Below are 14,380 nucleotides of genomic sequence, written 5' to 3' on the forward strand. Positions count from 1 at the left end.
CACCTCAGTGGAAGCTTACCGTTAATCCTAGGTGAGGAAGGCAAAAATGTCAATACGGCGTTTCCCCCGCAGCTACTTCTTTTCGTGCGCCTTGCGGATGATGGTTTCAAACAGGGCGACTGCTTTATCAATTTCCTCGGTGGGTACCTTTTCCTGCCGCCAGAGGATCTCCAATTGGGTCTCCAGCTCACCCAGCTTCCAGACGGGCACGGCGGGGTCTTCCACCGTGAGTAGGTCATCCTCCCCGGCCCACACTACCACCGGCTGAACCCATCTGACGAGCACGTTGTGATTTTGCAGATAGGTCTGAACCGTCTGGGCGGTTCTGCGCGCCTGCTTTCCAGGGTGTTTGCTGGTGTTGCGCCAGCCGAAGCGCGATTTATACTGCCAGCGGTCGCCGATGTTGCGGGTGCGCGTGCTGTAATTTTTGACTTCCAGGCACCAGATACCCCCTGGCCCAACCAGGATAATATCGGCGTCTCCCCACTTGCGGTTCGGCCATTCCAGGTTATGCACCAGCACCCACGGGCTGGCGAGATAGGCGCGCAGCAGGTCCAGCACGCGGCGTTCCCCCCGGCGGCCGGTTTTGTAATTGACCATTTCATTTGTCGCCCGGTCAGCCAGCCGAAGTAAGATGAATGCAATGACAAAAGCAGCCAGGTTAAGAGGTGTCACCCATCCATTATCTGTCCAATTGAAAAACGAGCTTCCGATCCACAATACCATAGTTAGGATTGCTAAGGCTACCACAAACCCGAGGTAAATACCGGTATTTACACTCGCGACCCGCTCTCGGTATTCCAAATTTTCCCGGCCTTCCAACGCTTTGAGGGGTTTGGGTGGGGCTTTCAAGTCCCCCTGGTGCAGCTGGGTCAGCAAGATGGTGCGGGCAGCTTGCTTAATGAGCCCGTCCTGGACGTTGTCTGCTGCCCATATCAGATCTTGCATGGTGATTTTCTTTTCATCGAGGAGCACCCCGATGGGTGCATTCAGTTTTTTGAAAGGCCAATACACCGACCTGGCCTGCGCTTCCGTCATGCCGGTCAGGCGCAGCAGCTCGAACTGCGGGGCGCGCAGGTCTTTCCCGGCGAATTTCTGTGCCACGCTGGTCACTGCTCGTTGGGCAATCTCGTTGTCTGGTGCGATGATGAAGGCCAATTCTGCGGCGGCGATGGCCTCGCGCGGCTGGTCGGAGGCGCGCGCTAACCACAGTAAGGCGTCAATCATGTCCTCTTTTTCGTGCAGGTAGGAGAGGATCAGTTGGCGGCTCGCTTCGGTTTGGCCTTCCTTCTGCAAACGAATGGCTTCGAGGATTTCAGGGCGGTAGGTTTTCATAGGAGCAGAGGTTCCCATACAAGATGACGGCTGCGGCGGGTGGTGTGCTGCGTTTCCCCGGGCTAGAAGCGATTTATTGAAGTATACATGGATTCATTCAAGGACAGAGCTTGAGGACGCGGGTGATGCGTTCCCAGGAGACCCACCCATCACCCCTCATCGGGGGCGTAGACCGCCAGGGACTGGCGGGCGAAATCCGCCAGACTGCAGCGCAGGGCGAAGGGTGCCAACACTTCCACGGCCCCGCCGTAACCTAAAAGCTGGGTTCGCGCCGTCTCAAAGGAGTCGAAAGTGATGGTCAGCTCTTGCCAGGCGGCGCGCGGGGTGGGGGCGGCGGGAAGGGGCAGGTGCGGGGGCTGCCCGAGGGTTAAGCTATGAACCAGTTCGGGGGCGGCCGCCACCCGCGCCGCAAAGTGGGCGCGCCCGGCCTGCTCATAGGCCGCGCTCCATGCGCTCCAAAAGGCCTGCAGGTCAAAATCTGCGGGGCGCTCAAAACAGCCTGCGCTCATTTCGGCAGTGAGGATGCGCATCACGGGCAGGGCGCGCAGGCGGCCTTCGCTGGCAAACACCAAATACCAGCGGCTGGCTTTGGCCACCAGCCCGTACGGATCTACAAGTTGTTCGATTTGCGCCCCAAATTCCCCACGGATCACCATCCGTACCGGACGGTCCTGCCAGATGGCCTGCTGAAGGCATTCCAGGCAGGGGGTGGGCTCTTCTTGATGAAACCACCCGCGCGCGTCCAGATGAATGCGCTGGCGGAGGCGCTCTTGCTGGCCGCGGGCCGCGGCGGGAACGGCGGCGGACAGCTTGAGCAGGGCAGTTTTCAAGGCGTCACCCACCCCCAGACGAGCGAGTGGCTCTGGGATGGACAGGAGGGAAAGCGCCTGGGCTTCCTCAGGCCGCAGCCCGGTGAGATCGGTGCGGTAGTCTTCCAGCAGGGTGATGCCCCCGCCCGGGCCGCCTTCGGTGTACACGGGGATGCCGGCGGTGGATAGGGCGGTCACATCGCGGTAGATGGTACGTTCAGACACTTCCAACTGGCTGGCAAGCTGGCGGGCGGTGCAGCGCCCGTGGGTTTGCAGGAGCATGAGCATGGAGAGCAGGCGGTCGGCGCGCATGGGTAAGGTTCCTGAGTGTAGGCACATTATAACCTGAATCCCTGACAAGAGATGTCAGGGATGGATGCTAGACTTAAGCTGCACGTGCACAATCCCTCACACTTATGGAGTCAACCTATGAGCAACCTGCAAGTTCGTATTGAAACCCTGCCGAAGATGCGCATGATCAGCGCCTACGGGTTTGGCGCAGCGCCGGAGGAAATAGCCATGAAGAAAATGGCTGCATTTATGGAGGAAAAGGGTTTGCTGGAAGGGTACGGAACCACCTACCCGCACTACGGCTTTAACAACCCCAGTCCGTCGGCGGGCAGCCCCAACTACGGCTATGAAATCTGGGTGGCTGTGCCCGCGGGGGTTCAGCCCTGCGGCGATCTGAAAGAGGTACAGTTTGGCGGGGGCCTATATGCAGTGACGCGGTTTGAGAACCTGGAAGCCATCGGGTCTGTCTGGCAGGCGCTGGTGCAGTGGCGCGAGGCCAGCCCCTACCAGGCCGCCCACCATCAGTGGCTGGAACGGCTGTTCAACCCTCTGGAGCCGGACCTTTCGAAAAGCGTTTTTGAGCTGTACTTGCCCATTCGGGAGTAGGGGAATCGGTTGAAAACGGGGTGGAGGGTCTTGTGCGCTCCTGCCGGACTCTTCACCCCAGCGGGCGGCATTTTGGCTGGGGGAGAATCAGCTTTACCGCATGCGCGGACGCACAAGTTTCTAAGATGGTACTTCCCTTCTGCCAATTAAAATACAGGTTGACTTTACATATTATTTGATATATTATAAATAGGAGTTTACAAAAAGGAGATTTCGGATGCCGGTTTTATTTCAGCGTGATGCCCTGACGGAAATGACCCCCTTCCTGTTCACCGAGGATGTCATCGTCATTCACGGCGCCCGGCAGGTGGGCAAGACCTCCATCCTGATGGTTCTGCAAGAGCAATTGCGTTCTCAAGGCCAGTCGGTGGCTTACCTGGATCTGGAAGACAGCCGCCTTACGAGTGTTCTGAATCGGGGGGTGGACGAATTCTTGATGCTGCTCCGTGAAGACGGCTACGATACCCAGTCCCTTGCGCAAAGCGGGAATAAGCTGTTTGTGATGATTGATGAAATTCAATATCTGGAGAATCCATCCTCTTTTCTGAAGCTGGTGGCCGATCACCACCGTTCCATCAAGTTAATCGTTTCGGGATCCTCCAGCTTTGAAATGAAAAGCAAATTCAAAGACTCGCTGGTGGGGCGAACGGTGAATTTTGAAATTTTCCCGCTTTCCTTTGCCGAATTCCTCGAGTTCAAAGGGATTGCTTTTGCCCCTGCCCCGCATTATACCGAAAAGAAAATTGCCGAGCTGCAGGCCGCCTATCTGGAATTTGCCTTATACGGCGGTTACCCCAAGATCGTGCTCGCCAGCGACCTCGCGGTCAAGGAAAAATACCTGCAGCAGATCATCGACACGTACATTCGAAAAGACATTCGGGATTTGGCTGACATCAAGGATGTGAACAAGTTCAATCAGTTGATTGAAATCCTGGCATCACAGAGCGGCAGCCTGCTGAACATGGCAGAGCTAGCCAATACCTGTAATCTGGCGCGGCAGACCGTGGAGCGGTACCTGCTGATCCTGGAACAAACCTATATTATTCGTCTGGTGCGCCCCTTTAGCCGGAATTTGCGCACCGAACTGACCAAAACGCCCAAGATCTTTTTCTACGACACCGGGTTGATGCAAATGCTGTGGCTCAAGCGGCTGCAGAAAGAAGTGTTAGGGTCGGTTTTTGAAACCAGTGTGTTCGGCGAATTGGTAAAGCGTTTTGGGCGCGATGCGGTGTATTACTGGCGAACCACGGATAAAAAGGAAATTGATTTTATTTTGCGCACACCAGAGAAGCTGTGCCCGATTGAAACAAAACTTCACTTTCCGCGCGGTATCCCGGCGGCGCTGGAAAACTTTGGCGAAAACTACTCCGGGCTGGCCTCGGCAGGCAGGGTGATTGCCTTGCAAGGGACGCCGAATCATCCGCAGATGGTCTATCCATGGCAGGTGTAGAAAAACGAGTTGTGACTGTCTGCACACGCAGCCTAGCCCAGCCGACTCTTCACCCGCGGGGCGGCCCGGCGCATTCGTGGTAAACTAGCAGAGACACCCGAACGCAAGGAGCCGCCATGCCCACCTGTACCGCCGCTGCACATCCCAACATCGCCTTCATCAAATATTGGGGAAACCGCCACGAGGGGCTGCGCCTGCCCGTGAACGGTTCTATCTCTATGAACCTGGCCGGGCTGGAGGCGCGCACCACGGTGCGTTTTGAGGCCGGGCTGCCGCAGGACGCTTTCACCCTCAACGGGGCGGCGCAAAGCGGGGCGGCCTTGGAGCGGGTGAGCCGCTTTTTGGATGTGGTGCGCGGGCTGGCGCACAGCGATCAGCGCGCGGCGGTGGAGAGCCAGAATAACTTCCCCACGGGCGCGGGCATCGCCTCCTCCGCGGCGGCTTTCGCGGCCCTGGCGCTGGCAGCCTCGACGGCCGCGGGGTTGGAGCTGGACGAGGCGGCCCTGTCGCGGTTGGCGCGGCGCGGGTCAGGCTCGGCCTGCCGCTCGGTTCCGGCGGGGTTTGTGGAATGGCACCTGGGCACGGGGGACGGCGACAGCGGGGCGGTTTCGATTGCGCCGCCGGAGCATTGGGCCCTGGCCGACTGCGTGGCCGTGGTGGCGGCGGGGGAAAAGCCGGTGGGTTCCACCGCCGGGCACGCCCTGGCGGGCAGCAGTCCGCTGCAAGGGGCGCGCGTGGCGGATGCGGCGCGGCGGCTGGACTTGTGCCGGCGGGCGGTGTTGGGGCGGGATTTCGCGGCGCTGGCTGAGGTGGTGGAGCTGGACAGCAACATGATGCACGCGGTGATGATGACCTCGCAGCCGGCCCTGTTCTACTGGCAGCCGGCCTCGCTGACGGTGATGCAGGCGGTGGGGGAATGGCGGCGGGCGGGGCTGGGGGTGTGTTACACCCTGGACGCGGGCCCCAACGTGCACGTGCTGTGCGCGGCGGCCGAGGCCCCAGCGGTGAGCGCGCGGCTGGCCGAGCTGCCGGGGGTGCGTCAGGTGCTGACGGCCGGGGTGGGCGGCGCGGCGCGGCGGGTGGCTTAGCCTTTTGCAAAGGGTTTGAAATACGCGCGTGAACCGGATATAATCCAGTCAGGCACAGCTTGTGCCGCCTATTGACTGGATTTGAAGGATTGAGGAATGGACACTCTGATTACCATCGCTGGTTTCGTCCTGTTTTTCGGCTTACTGGTGTTTCTGCACGAATTGGGACACTTCATCATGGCCCGCCTGGCCAAAATTGAGGTGGAAGAATTTGGGTTCGGCTTTCCGCCGCGCCTGGTGAAGCTGTTCACCTGGCGGGGCACGGAATTCACGCTGAACTGGATCCCTTTCGGGGCCTTTGTGCGCCCGCGGGGGGAGAACGATAACGAAGTGGAGGGGGGCATGGCCTCCGCCAGCCCCTGGGCGCGCCTGGGGGTGCTTTTGGGCGGGCCGGTGATGAACCTGCTGACTGGCGTGCTGCTCTTCAGCCTGGTGTTTGTGCAGATCGGCGCGCCGGACACCAGCGTGGTGAAAATTATCGAAATCGCCCCCGATTCGCCCGCCAGCCAGGCGGGTTTGATGGTGGACGATGTGATTGTGCAGGTCAACGAAGTGAAGACCGACAGCATGGACGCGCTTTCGGGCGCCATCCGCTCCAATTTGGGGCAGGAGATCACCCTGCGCTATCAGCGCGGTGAGACGGTGGGCGAGGTGCGCGCGGTGCCGCGGGTGAACCCGCCGGAGGGGCAGGGGGCGCTGGGGATTGTGATGGGCAACCCGGTGCTGCCCATTTCCTGGCTGGATTCGCTGCCCTATGCGCTGCGCACCACGGGCGAGCAAATTCGCCAGCTGATCGCCCTGCCGGGCCGGCTGATCGCCGGGCAGGTGGCCCCCAGCGAGGCGCGCGTGGTGGGGCCGGTGGGCATTTATTCCATCTACGCCCAGGCGCGCGAGGCCGATCAGGTGACGCAGGCACAGCCGGTGACGCAACAGCCGCGCGGGGTGAACACCCTGGCGCTGATGGCCACCCTCTCGGTGGCGTTGGGCTTCACCAATCTGCTGCCCATCCCCGCCCTGGACGGCGGTCGCATCATCTTTGTGCTGCCTGAGCTGCTCTTCCGGCGGCGTATCCCGCAGCGCTACGAAAATGTGGTGCACATGGTGGGCTTTTTGGCTCTGCTGGCGCTGATGGTGATCATCACCGCGCAGGATATTTTTAACCCGATCGTGATCCCCTAGCGTCTGGGGAGAAAGGTGGTTTTGAGGATGGTGGAACAGAATCAACCAACGTTTGAGATGGTGGTAGAGGCGCTGCTGGATGCATCTCAGCCTTTTCCGCCGCGCTTGCTGCACCGCCTTTCTGACCTGACCCCCGACGAACTGGCGCGCCTGCGTGAGATTTGGCCGCAGGTGGGCACAGAGCGGCGCGTCAGCTTGATGGAAGACCTGGAAGACCTGACAGACGTGGATACCCTGGTGTTCTTTGACGATATCGCCCGTTTTGCCCTGGAAGATGAGGAACCGCGCGTGCGCGCCAGCGCCATCCGCCTGCTGTTCACCGCTGACGATCCCAAGCTGGCTCTCAGCTTTGTGCGCATGATGCGCAAAGACCCCGATGTGCACGTGCGTGCGGCGGCGGCCAACGCCCTGGGAAATTTCGTGTATTACGGCGAGCTGGAAGAAATTCCCGCGGAAACGTTGGAAGTGGTGGAGAACGCCCTGATCGCGGTGATGGGCATGGAAGAGGACTCCCAGGTGAAGCGCTGGGCGCTGGAATCGCTGGGTTATTCCAGCCGTCCTGAGGTCCCCCCGCTGATCCGGCTGGCGTTTGCCCGCGCGGATTTGGAATGGAAAGCCAGCGCGCTGTGCGCCATGGGGCGTTCGGCGGATAAGGTCTGGGCCGAGACGGTTTTGGCGCATGTGGACAGCAGCCTGCCTGAACTGCAATTTGAGGCGGTGCGGGCGGCAGGTCAGTTGGAATTGGCCGGGGCGCGCCGGCCGCTGCTGGATTTATTGGAGGAGCCGCTGGAACTGGATGAGGATGTGTATTTGGCGGCGGTGTGGTCCCTTTCGCAGATCGGCGGCCAGGGCGTGCGCGAACGGCTGGATGATCTGTTGGAAGACAGCGATGATGAAGAAGTCAGCCAGCTGATTCAAGACGCGCTGGACAATCTGGAATTCACCGAGGGCCTGTCCCTGTTTGATATGATGGATGTGGAGCCTGAGGAAGAGGAAGAATTGAGCCGGGTGATTGACCTGGAGGAAGATGGCGCGGATCTTGCAGGGGAAGATGAAGGGTTTGACGAGGCTGAGGATGACGAAGAGCCGCGCAAACCGACACCGCGTAAACGACACCGACACCAATAGGCTGCTATGACTTGGATGGGACGTTGGGTGCTGCTGGTCAGTTGGCTGGGGGGATGGCTGCTTTCCGCTCCGGTGGGGGATGTGCGCCCCGCGCCGGTGATTGAGAATCCCAGCGTCAGCTTTCAATTTGGAGAACAGGCTGTGTTTGAGGCCGAAATCCGCCCTGCGGAAGGGTTGGATTCGGTCTTTTTGTTTATCCAGCCCGAAGGGTCGGCGGCGCGCAGCGAACGCGTTCCCGTGGTCAAGGGGGCGGCGCGGATGGAGTACGATCTGCGCGAACATCCTCTGCGGCCCTTTGTGCGCATCACCTACTGGTTTGAGGGGCAGAGCGCGGACGGCGCACGAGTGGAAAGCCCGCGCAAGGTGTTTGATTACGTAGATAACCGCTTCACCTGGCAGTCGCGTTCGCAGGGGGTGTTTGAGGCCCTGTGGATCGAAGGGGACGTGGACTACGGGCAGACCATTCTGGATGTGGCCGCCGCGGGCGAAGAAGCCCTGCGCACGCGCATCCCCGGGGTCAGCCTGCCGGCGCCCGTGCGCATTTTTGTGTACACGGAGGCCAGCGAGCTGCAAAACGCGCTGCGCCTGAGCCAGCAGTCCTGGGTGGCGGGGCACGCCAGCGCGGATCTGGGCGTGATCCTGATCTCCTCGCCCAGCGGGCCGCAGCAGCGCCTGGAGCTGGAACGCCAGATTCCGCATGAGCTGGCGCATATTCTGGAATATGCCCGCCTGGGCGATGCCTATAACCGCACGCCGGTGTGGCTGCTGGAGGGCATCGCCTCGGTGGCCGAGACCTATCCCAACGCGGAATATGCGCGCGTGCTGGAAGACGCCGCCCGCAGCGGAAAACTGCTGCCGCTGCGCGGGCTGTGCAGCGCCTTCCCGCGCGAGGCTTCGCGGGCCTTTTTGGCCTATGCCCAGTCGGAATCCTTCACGCGCTACCTGTATCAGAAATACGGCGTGACGCGCGTCAACGGCCTGTTGGGGGCCTATCGCGACGGCGTGGGCTGTGAGGAAGGCTTTTTGAGCACGATGGGCGTGACCCTGCAGCAGGCCGAGGCGCGCTGGCAGGAAGAAAGCCTGGGGGTCAACGCCGGGCGGGTGGCGCTGCGCAATTTGTCCCCCTATCTGCTGGTGCTGGCCTTCATTTTGGTGCCTCCGGCGGCGGTGGGGCTGAGCGCACTGCGAAAGTCGAGGAAACGCGCATGAACGCCGACCGGAGCGCGCTGCATTGCACCGTGGATGGGCATGTGCAGGGGGTGGGGTTCCGCATGTTCGTATCCCAAAGCGCCGAACGGCTGGGGCTGGTGGGCTGGGTGCGCAACACCTGGGACGGTCAGGTGGAGGTGTGGGCCGAGGGGCCGCGCGCTGATTTGGAAGAGCTGCTGACGGCGCTGCGGCGCGGGCCGCGCTCGGCCTTTGTGACCGAGGTGAAGACGGGCTGGGAGGATGCCAAAGGCAGCTACACCCGTTTTTCGATCGCGCCCACCGTCTAGGGGCAAAAAAAGGCGCCCACCCCAAAGCGGATGGACGCCGTGTGTTTTAAATCCCCATTCTCATCATTCTTTGAGTTTTACCGAAATGACCGAGTTGCCGTCAGCGGTCTTCAGTTCGCGCACGGTAAAGATCTTGGGGTAAGCGCGGATGAGCGAAGACAGCTGCTTGTAGCCGTAGGTGCGCGAATCGAAGCCGGGGTCCAGCTGGCGCACATGGTGGCCGAGGGTGCCCAGGAAAGCCCAGCCATCATCCGAAGCGGCGATGTCGAAGGCATTGCGCAGCAGCGGCAGCGGGTCGGGGGCGGCGGCTTCGGGCGGCTCGACGGGTTCGGGGGCCTGGTTGTTGTTGGCAGCCGCGGCCGAGGTGGTTTTAGGTTTGGAGGGCGCGGGCTTGGGTGGTTCCTGGGGGACCAGATTCTGCGTGTAGACGAACACATCGCAGGCGTTAACGAAGGCGCGCGGGGTGGTCTTCTTGCCGATTCCCATCACGAAAAAGCCCTTTTCGCGGATGCGGGTGGCCAGGCGGGTGTAATCGCTGTCGGAGGACACCAGGCAAAAAGCGTCGACTCCGCCGCCGTAGAGAATATCCATGGCGTCAATGATCATGGCTGAGTCGGTGGCGTTTTTGCCGATGGTGTAGCGGAACTGCTGGATGGGCTGGATGGCGTAGGTTTGCAGCATTTCTTTCCAGCCGCCCATATTCGAGGCGGTCCAATCGCCGTAGATGCGGCGGATGGTGATGAGGCCGTATTTGCTGGTTTCGGCCAGCATTTTTTCAATGAGCGAGGGTTGGGCGTTGTCGCCGTCAATCAGCATGGCCATGCGGCGGTTGCCTGGGGTCCCAATGGGTGTCATAGGCATCATAAGTTCAAAATCTCCAAAAAAAGAGTGAAAACAAGGGCGCTCAGTGGACGGGCGCCGGTTGAGACGAAGATGGCTGATTACTTTCGATTATAGCAGAAAGCACATCCAAAAGCCGCTGGGGCCAATCCCCATTCAAGCCTGCCAGGGGCATCCAATAGGCGTTTTTACCAGCGCGCGCCTGGGGGCCGATGAAGGGCAGGCTGCGCGTGCCCACGGATTCGGGCAGGGGCGGGTAACGCAGCACAATTTGTCCGCTTTCCACCGTCACCGAAGCCAGACCAGCGGCTTCGGCGCGCAGCTTAATGCGCATTTGGGTGAGTAGATTGAGCACATCTTCGGGCGGCGGGCCAAAACGGTCTGCCAATTCATCCTGCATGGCCTGCACTTGCTCTTCGGTGTCCAGGCTGGCCAGGCGGCGGTAGAGGCGTAGGCGCAGGTTTTGATCGGTGACGTAATCGCCGGGGATGCCCACGGACATGGGCAGATCCACGCTGACCGGCAGGCGCACCGCCCGGAAAGCCCCGTTGGGGCCTTCGCCCAGGGCTGATTCGGGGGCGGGCAGTCCGCCAATGCGGCGCATTTCGCGCACGGCCTCGGCCAGCAGGCGGGTGTAAAGATGGAAGCCGACGGTGGCGATGTAGCCGGATTGGCGCGTACCCAGCAGTTCGCCCGCGCCGCGCATTTCCAGGTCGCGCATGGCGATGGTGTAGCCTGCGCCCAACTGGGTGTTCTCGGCGATGACCTCCAGGCGTTCCAGCCCTTCGGGGGTGGGCGGTTTCTTGCGGTGGCGGAAGAAATAGGCGTAGGCGCGCACGGCTCCGCGGCCCACCCGTCCGCGCAGTTGGTAGAGCTGGGCCAGGCCGAATGTGTCGCCGCGATCCACGATGAGGGTGTTGGCGTTGGGGATGTCCAGGCCGGATTCGATGATGGAGGTGCACAGCAGCACGTCAATCTCGCCGCGGGTGAACTGGTTCATCACCGCCGAAAGCTCGCCCTCGTGCATTTGCCCGTGCCCCACGCCCACACGCGCCTCCGGCACGAGCTTGTTCAGGTGGCGTTCCATGGCGCGAATGGTCTGCACGCGGTTGTGGACGAAGAACACCTGCCCGCCGCGTTCGATTTCACGCAGGACGGCCTGACGCACCAGCCGGGGGGAATAGGGGCCGATGTGGGTGATGATGGGCAGGCGCTCTTCCGGCGGGGTGTTGATGGTGGAAATGTCGCGCACGCCGGTGAGGGCCATATAGAGAGTGCGGGGGATGGGGGTGGCTGTGAGGGTGAGCACATCCACCTCGGTGCGCAGCTTTTTGAGGAACTCTTTGTGGGTCACCCCGAAGCGCTGCTCTTCGTCAATGATCACCAGGCCGAGATCCTTAAAGCGCACATCGCCCTGTACCAGGCGGTGGGTGCCGATGACGATATCCACCGAGCCGTTGGCCAGCTTGCGCAGGATGGCGTTTTGTTCGCGGGCGGTGCGGAAGCGCGAGAGCATCTCCACTTCCACCGGGAAGGCGGCCAGGCGCTGGCGGAAGGTTTCGTAATGCTGCTGGGCCAGAACGGTGGTGGGCACGAGCACGCCCACCTGCTTGCCGTCCATAACGGCCTTAAAGGCGGCGCGCAAAGCTACTTCGGTTTTTCCGTAGCCCACATCCCCACACAAGAGGCGGTCCATGGGGCGGGGGCTGTGCATATCGTGCTTGACCTCGGCGATGGCGCGCAGCTGGTCTTCGGTTTCCACGTAGGGGAAGCTGGCTTCCAGTTCGCGCTGCCAGGGGGTGTCATTGCGGAAGGCGTAGCCTTTGGCCACCTGCCGCTGGGCGTAAAGTTCCAGCAGCTCCTGGGCCACTTCCACCACGGCTTCACGCACGCGTTGCTTGGCGTTGGCCCATTCGGCGGTGCCCAGCCGCGTGGGGGTGGGAGCATCCGAGTCGGGACCGATGTAGCGGCTGAGGCGGTCGGCCTGATGCACGGGGACGTAAAGCTGGTCGCCGCCGTCGTATTCCACCAGGAGGAAATCGCGCTCGGCGGAGTCGATTGTGCGGCGCACGAGGCCAGCGTAGCGCCCGATGCCGTAATCCACATGCACCACCCAATCCCCGGGGCGCAGATCGGCATACAGAGATTCGGGGGCTTCGGCCTGCGGGCGGCGGCGCTGACGGGGTTTGGGACGCTCCCAGCCGAAAATTTCGCTGTCGGTGAGCAGGTGAAAATGATGACCGCTGGGCAGGTTGAGCACCCAGCCTTCGGTGAGGGAACTTTCCATGAAGGTGGGCGGCTGGGCCGTCAGGTTTGCGTCGCCGCGCTCGGCCCACAGCTCCTGCAGGCGGGTGGACTGGCGCGAGACGATGATGAGGGCTTCGTCGCGGGCGGCCAGAGGCGCCAGCTCATCCATCATCACTTTGAGCCGCCCGCCAAAACGCGGCCCCGGCTGGAAATGCTGGGCGAGGGGCGGAAGGTCTTCGGCGGTGGAACGGCCCAGTTCGACCCAGGCGTGAGCGGAGAGGGCGTCCTGCAGCTCCGACCAGGACAGGTAGGGAACGGGGTAATCCTCCGGCAGGGTGCCTTCCTGGATGCTGTCGCGGCGCATCTTGACGGCGGCCTCTTCGATCTCGCTGGCCACCACCTGAATCTGGTCGAGGTCGTCCACCAGCACCACAGCCTCACGGGGGAGATAATCCAGCAGGCTGGCGGGGGCGGGGTGCACCAGGGGCAGGTAATATTCGTCCACTTCCTCCATTTCGGGCAGATGCAGCCCGGCGGCCTTGCCCGGCAGCACCTCGCGGGCGGGGGTGATGAAGACCTGCTCTACCTGACGGGTAGTGCGCTGGGTGGCGGGGTCGAAGCTGCGGATGGTTTCGATCTCATCCCCAAAGAAATCCAGGCGCAGGGGGCTTTCCTCGGCGGGTGGCCAAACGTCCAGCAGGCCGCCGCGGCGGGAAAACTGCCCGGGTTCTATGACGATTTCATTGGCTTTGTAGCCGATCTCCACCCAGGCGCGCTGCAGGGCTTCGGGCTGAATCTGTTGGCCGCGCTTGATCCAGCGGGAGGCTTTGAGGAAATCGCGGCGCGGCAGGGTGCGGGCCATGAGGGCGCGCACGGGGGCGATCACGAAGGGCGGCTGGGCGGGACGGGGCGCACCGGGCATGTGATAGACGGCCAGGTTGGTGACGGCGTGCAGCCGGTCGCGGCGGGTGAGCGTGCCCCAGGCGGCCGGCTCGTAAAACATGGGATTGGGCTCGGGGAAAAGCAGGCGTAGGGCGTCAGAGGCCCAAAAGCCCAACTCATCCAAGGCGGTCAGGGCGTGGTCGGCGCGGCCGGTGAGATAGAGCACAGGCCGGTTCAGCTGCCGGTAGAGAGCGGCGGCCACCGGCAGGCGGGCAGCCGAGATCAGCCCAGCCCCGGGCTGGGTTTGACCCGCCGCCAGGCGTTCGCGAAGCAGTTGGTAGGCTTCGAGGGTTTCAATATGAGACAGAAGGGTATCAATCAACGGAAAGGTTTCCATTAAACTGATTCATAGCGGTTTGCAGGCCCGCGCGCACGTAGGTGAGGGCGGCCTGGACGGCGCGCTCCAGAATGAACTGAAGAGTATCCTGCTCCGCCGGGCTGAAACCGCGCAGGACATAATCAGCGGCGGTCTTTTGGCCGGGGGGGCGGCCCACACCCATGCGCAGGCGGGGAAAATCCTGGCTGCCGAGCTGGGCGATGATGGAAGCGATCCCTTTTTGCCCGGCGCTGCCCCCGCCAGGGCGCATGCGCAGCGTGCCGAAGGGTAGATCGATGTCGTCGTGGGCGACGAGCAGATCCGCGTTTTCGATGCGGTAAAAGCGCATGAGGGCGGCCACCGACTGGCCGGACAGGTTCATATAGGTCTGCGGCTTGGCCAGGATGATCTTATGCGGCCCATAGGGAACCTGCACGATCAAGGCTTTGGATTGGACGCGGGTCATGCGCACATCCAGTTGTCGGCAGAGGGCGTCCACGACCATGAAGCCGATATTGTGGCGGGTGTCGCGGTATTCGCGCCCGGGGTTGCCCAGGCCCGCCAACAAAACTGTGCGCGGGGAGGGTTGGGCGGGGGAGGGGGCTGCGGGTTGAGAGAGGATGGGTTCTTCCACGGGACGGCTAAACCTCAGA

Annotated in this window: 12 protein-coding genes; 7 read left to right on the forward strand and 5 right to left on the reverse strand. The window is 62.0% G+C overall.

What is annotated here, in order from left to right; all coding sequences use genetic code 11:
• Positions 1–72 precede the first annotated feature (72 nt).
• Together ADN01_RS00145 and ADN01_RS00150 are read right to left on the reverse strand one after the other, a co-directional pair.
• Positions 73–1,335: a nuclease-related domain-containing protein gene (locus ADN01_RS00145; protein WP_062417950.1), complete on the reverse strand. Its 1,263-nt coding sequence runs from the start codon at positions 1,333–1,335 to the stop codon at positions 73–75.
• A 149-nt stretch (positions 1,336–1,484) separates the two neighbouring features.
• A complete protein-coding gene (locus tag ADN01_RS00150) occupies positions 1,485–2,456 on the reverse strand; it encodes a helix-turn-helix transcriptional regulator (protein ID WP_075070821.1) in 972 nt (323 codons plus the stop codon).
• 117 nt (positions 2,457–2,573) lie between these two features.
• Between ADN01_RS00150 and ADN01_RS00155 the strand changes: the two genes are divergently transcribed.
• The 7 genes from ADN01_RS00155 (at position 2,574) to ADN01_RS00185 (ending at position 9,382) form a co-directional block, all read left to right on the forward strand.
• Positions 2,574–3,041 carry a GyrI-like domain-containing protein gene (locus ADN01_RS00155; RefSeq protein WP_062417953.1) on the forward strand — a complete coding sequence of 156 codons (468 nt, stop codon included), beginning with the start codon at positions 2,574–2,576 and terminating at the stop codon, positions 3,039–3,041.
• A gap of 328 nt (positions 3,042–3,369) precedes the next feature.
• Positions 3,370–4,491 carry an ATP-binding protein gene (locus ADN01_RS00160; protein ID WP_236690947.1) on the forward strand — a complete coding sequence of 374 codons (1,122 nt, stop codon included), beginning with the start codon at positions 3,370–3,372 and terminating at the stop codon, positions 4,489–4,491.
• 116 nt (positions 4,492–4,607) lie between these two features.
• Entirely contained in the window at positions 4,608–5,579 is a 972-nt protein-coding gene (gene mvaD, locus ADN01_RS00165; protein ID WP_075070822.1) for a diphosphomevalonate decarboxylase, read from the forward strand.
• A 96-nt stretch (positions 5,580–5,675) separates the two neighbouring features.
• Positions 5,676–6,758 (forward strand): M50 family metallopeptidase, encoded by a 1,083-nt coding sequence (locus tag ADN01_RS00170; RefSeq protein ID WP_062417956.1) that lies wholly within the window; start codon positions 5,676–5,678, stop codon positions 6,756–6,758.
• 27 nt (positions 6,759–6,785) lie between these two features.
• Positions 6,786–7,886 (forward strand): HEAT repeat domain-containing protein, encoded by a 1,101-nt coding sequence (locus tag ADN01_RS00175; protein WP_062417957.1) that lies wholly within the window; start codon positions 6,786–6,788, stop codon positions 7,884–7,886.
• 6 nt (positions 7,887–7,892) lie between these two features.
• Positions 7,893–9,095 carry a peptidase MA family metallohydrolase gene (locus tag ADN01_RS00180; protein WP_082142731.1) on the forward strand — a complete coding sequence of 401 codons (1,203 nt, stop codon included), beginning with the start codon at positions 7,893–7,895 and terminating at the stop codon, positions 9,093–9,095.
• The gene (locus tag ADN01_RS00185; RefSeq protein WP_062417959.1) at positions 9,092–9,382 is read left to right on the forward strand and encodes an acylphosphatase; all 291 of its coding nucleotides are present in this window, start codon (positions 9,092–9,094) and stop codon (positions 9,380–9,382) included. Before ADN01_RS00180 ends, ADN01_RS00185 begins: the two co-directional genes overlap by 4 nt.
• A 63-nt stretch (positions 9,383–9,445) precedes the next feature.
• On the opposite strand, the gene ADN01_RS00190 is transcribed toward ADN01_RS00185, so the two are convergent.
• Genes ADN01_RS00190 through pth form a run of 3 tightly spaced genes read right to left on the reverse strand, consistent with a single transcriptional unit; the run spans position 9,446 to position 14,361 of the window.
• Positions 9,446–10,237: an NYN domain-containing protein gene (locus ADN01_RS00190; RefSeq protein ID WP_062417962.1), complete on the reverse strand. Its 792-nt coding sequence runs from the start codon at positions 10,235–10,237 to the stop codon at positions 9,446–9,448.
• Between the two features lie 49 nt (positions 10,238–10,286).
• Positions 10,287–13,748, reverse strand: a complete 3,462-nt coding sequence (gene mfd / locus ADN01_RS00195) for a transcription-repair coupling factor (protein ID WP_062417960.1) — start codon at positions 13,746–13,748, stop codon at positions 10,287–10,289.
• On the reverse strand, positions 13,726–14,361 hold the full coding sequence (gene pth, locus ADN01_RS00200) for an aminoacyl-tRNA hydrolase (RefSeq protein WP_236690944.1): 636 nt from the start codon (positions 14,359–14,361) through the stop codon (positions 13,726–13,728). The genes mfd and pth overlap by 23 nt, the downstream gene beginning before the upstream one ends.
• Positions 14,362–14,380 lie beyond the last annotated feature (19 nt).

The organism is Levilinea saccharolytica (assembly GCF_001306035.1).
Classification (GTDB): domain Bacteria; phylum Chloroflexota; class Anaerolineae; order Anaerolineales; family Anaerolineaceae; genus Levilinea; species Levilinea saccharolytica.

Coding starts and splice junctions, on each gene's coding strand:
- ADN01_RS00145 (WP_062417950.1), bottom strand. CDS start 1,335: ATGAAAACCTACCGCCCTGAAATCCTCGAAGCCATTCGTTTGCAGAAG.
- ADN01_RS00150 (WP_075070821.1), bottom strand. CDS start 2,456: ATGCGCGCCGACCGCCTGCTCTCCATGCTCATGCTCCTGCAAACCCAC.
- ADN01_RS00155 (WP_062417953.1), top strand. CDS start 2,574: ATGAGCAACCTGCAAGTTCGTATTGAAACCCTGCCGAAGATGCGCATG.
- ADN01_RS00160 (WP_236690947.1), top strand. CDS start 3,370: ATGGTTCTGCAAGAGCAATTGCGTTCTCAAGGCCAGTCGGTGGCTTAC.
- mvaD (WP_075070822.1), top strand. CDS start 4,608: ATGCCCACCTGTACCGCCGCTGCACATCCCAACATCGCCTTCATCAAA.
- ADN01_RS00170 (WP_062417956.1), top strand. CDS start 5,676: ATGGACACTCTGATTACCATCGCTGGTTTCGTCCTGTTTTTCGGCTTA.
- ADN01_RS00175 (WP_062417957.1), top strand. CDS start 6,786: ATGGTGGAACAGAATCAACCAACGTTTGAGATGGTGGTAGAGGCGCTG.
- ADN01_RS00180 (WP_082142731.1), top strand. CDS start 7,893: ATGACTTGGATGGGACGTTGGGTGCTGCTGGTCAGTTGGCTGGGGGGA.
- ADN01_RS00185 (WP_062417959.1), top strand. CDS start 9,092: ATGAACGCCGACCGGAGCGCGCTGCATTGCACCGTGGATGGGCATGTG.
- ADN01_RS00190 (WP_062417962.1), bottom strand. CDS start 10,237: ATGACACCCATTGGGACCCCAGGCAACCGCCGCATGGCCATGCTGATT.
- mfd (WP_062417960.1), bottom strand. CDS start 13,748: ATGGAAACCTTTCCGTTGATTGATACCCTTCTGTCTCATATTGAAACC.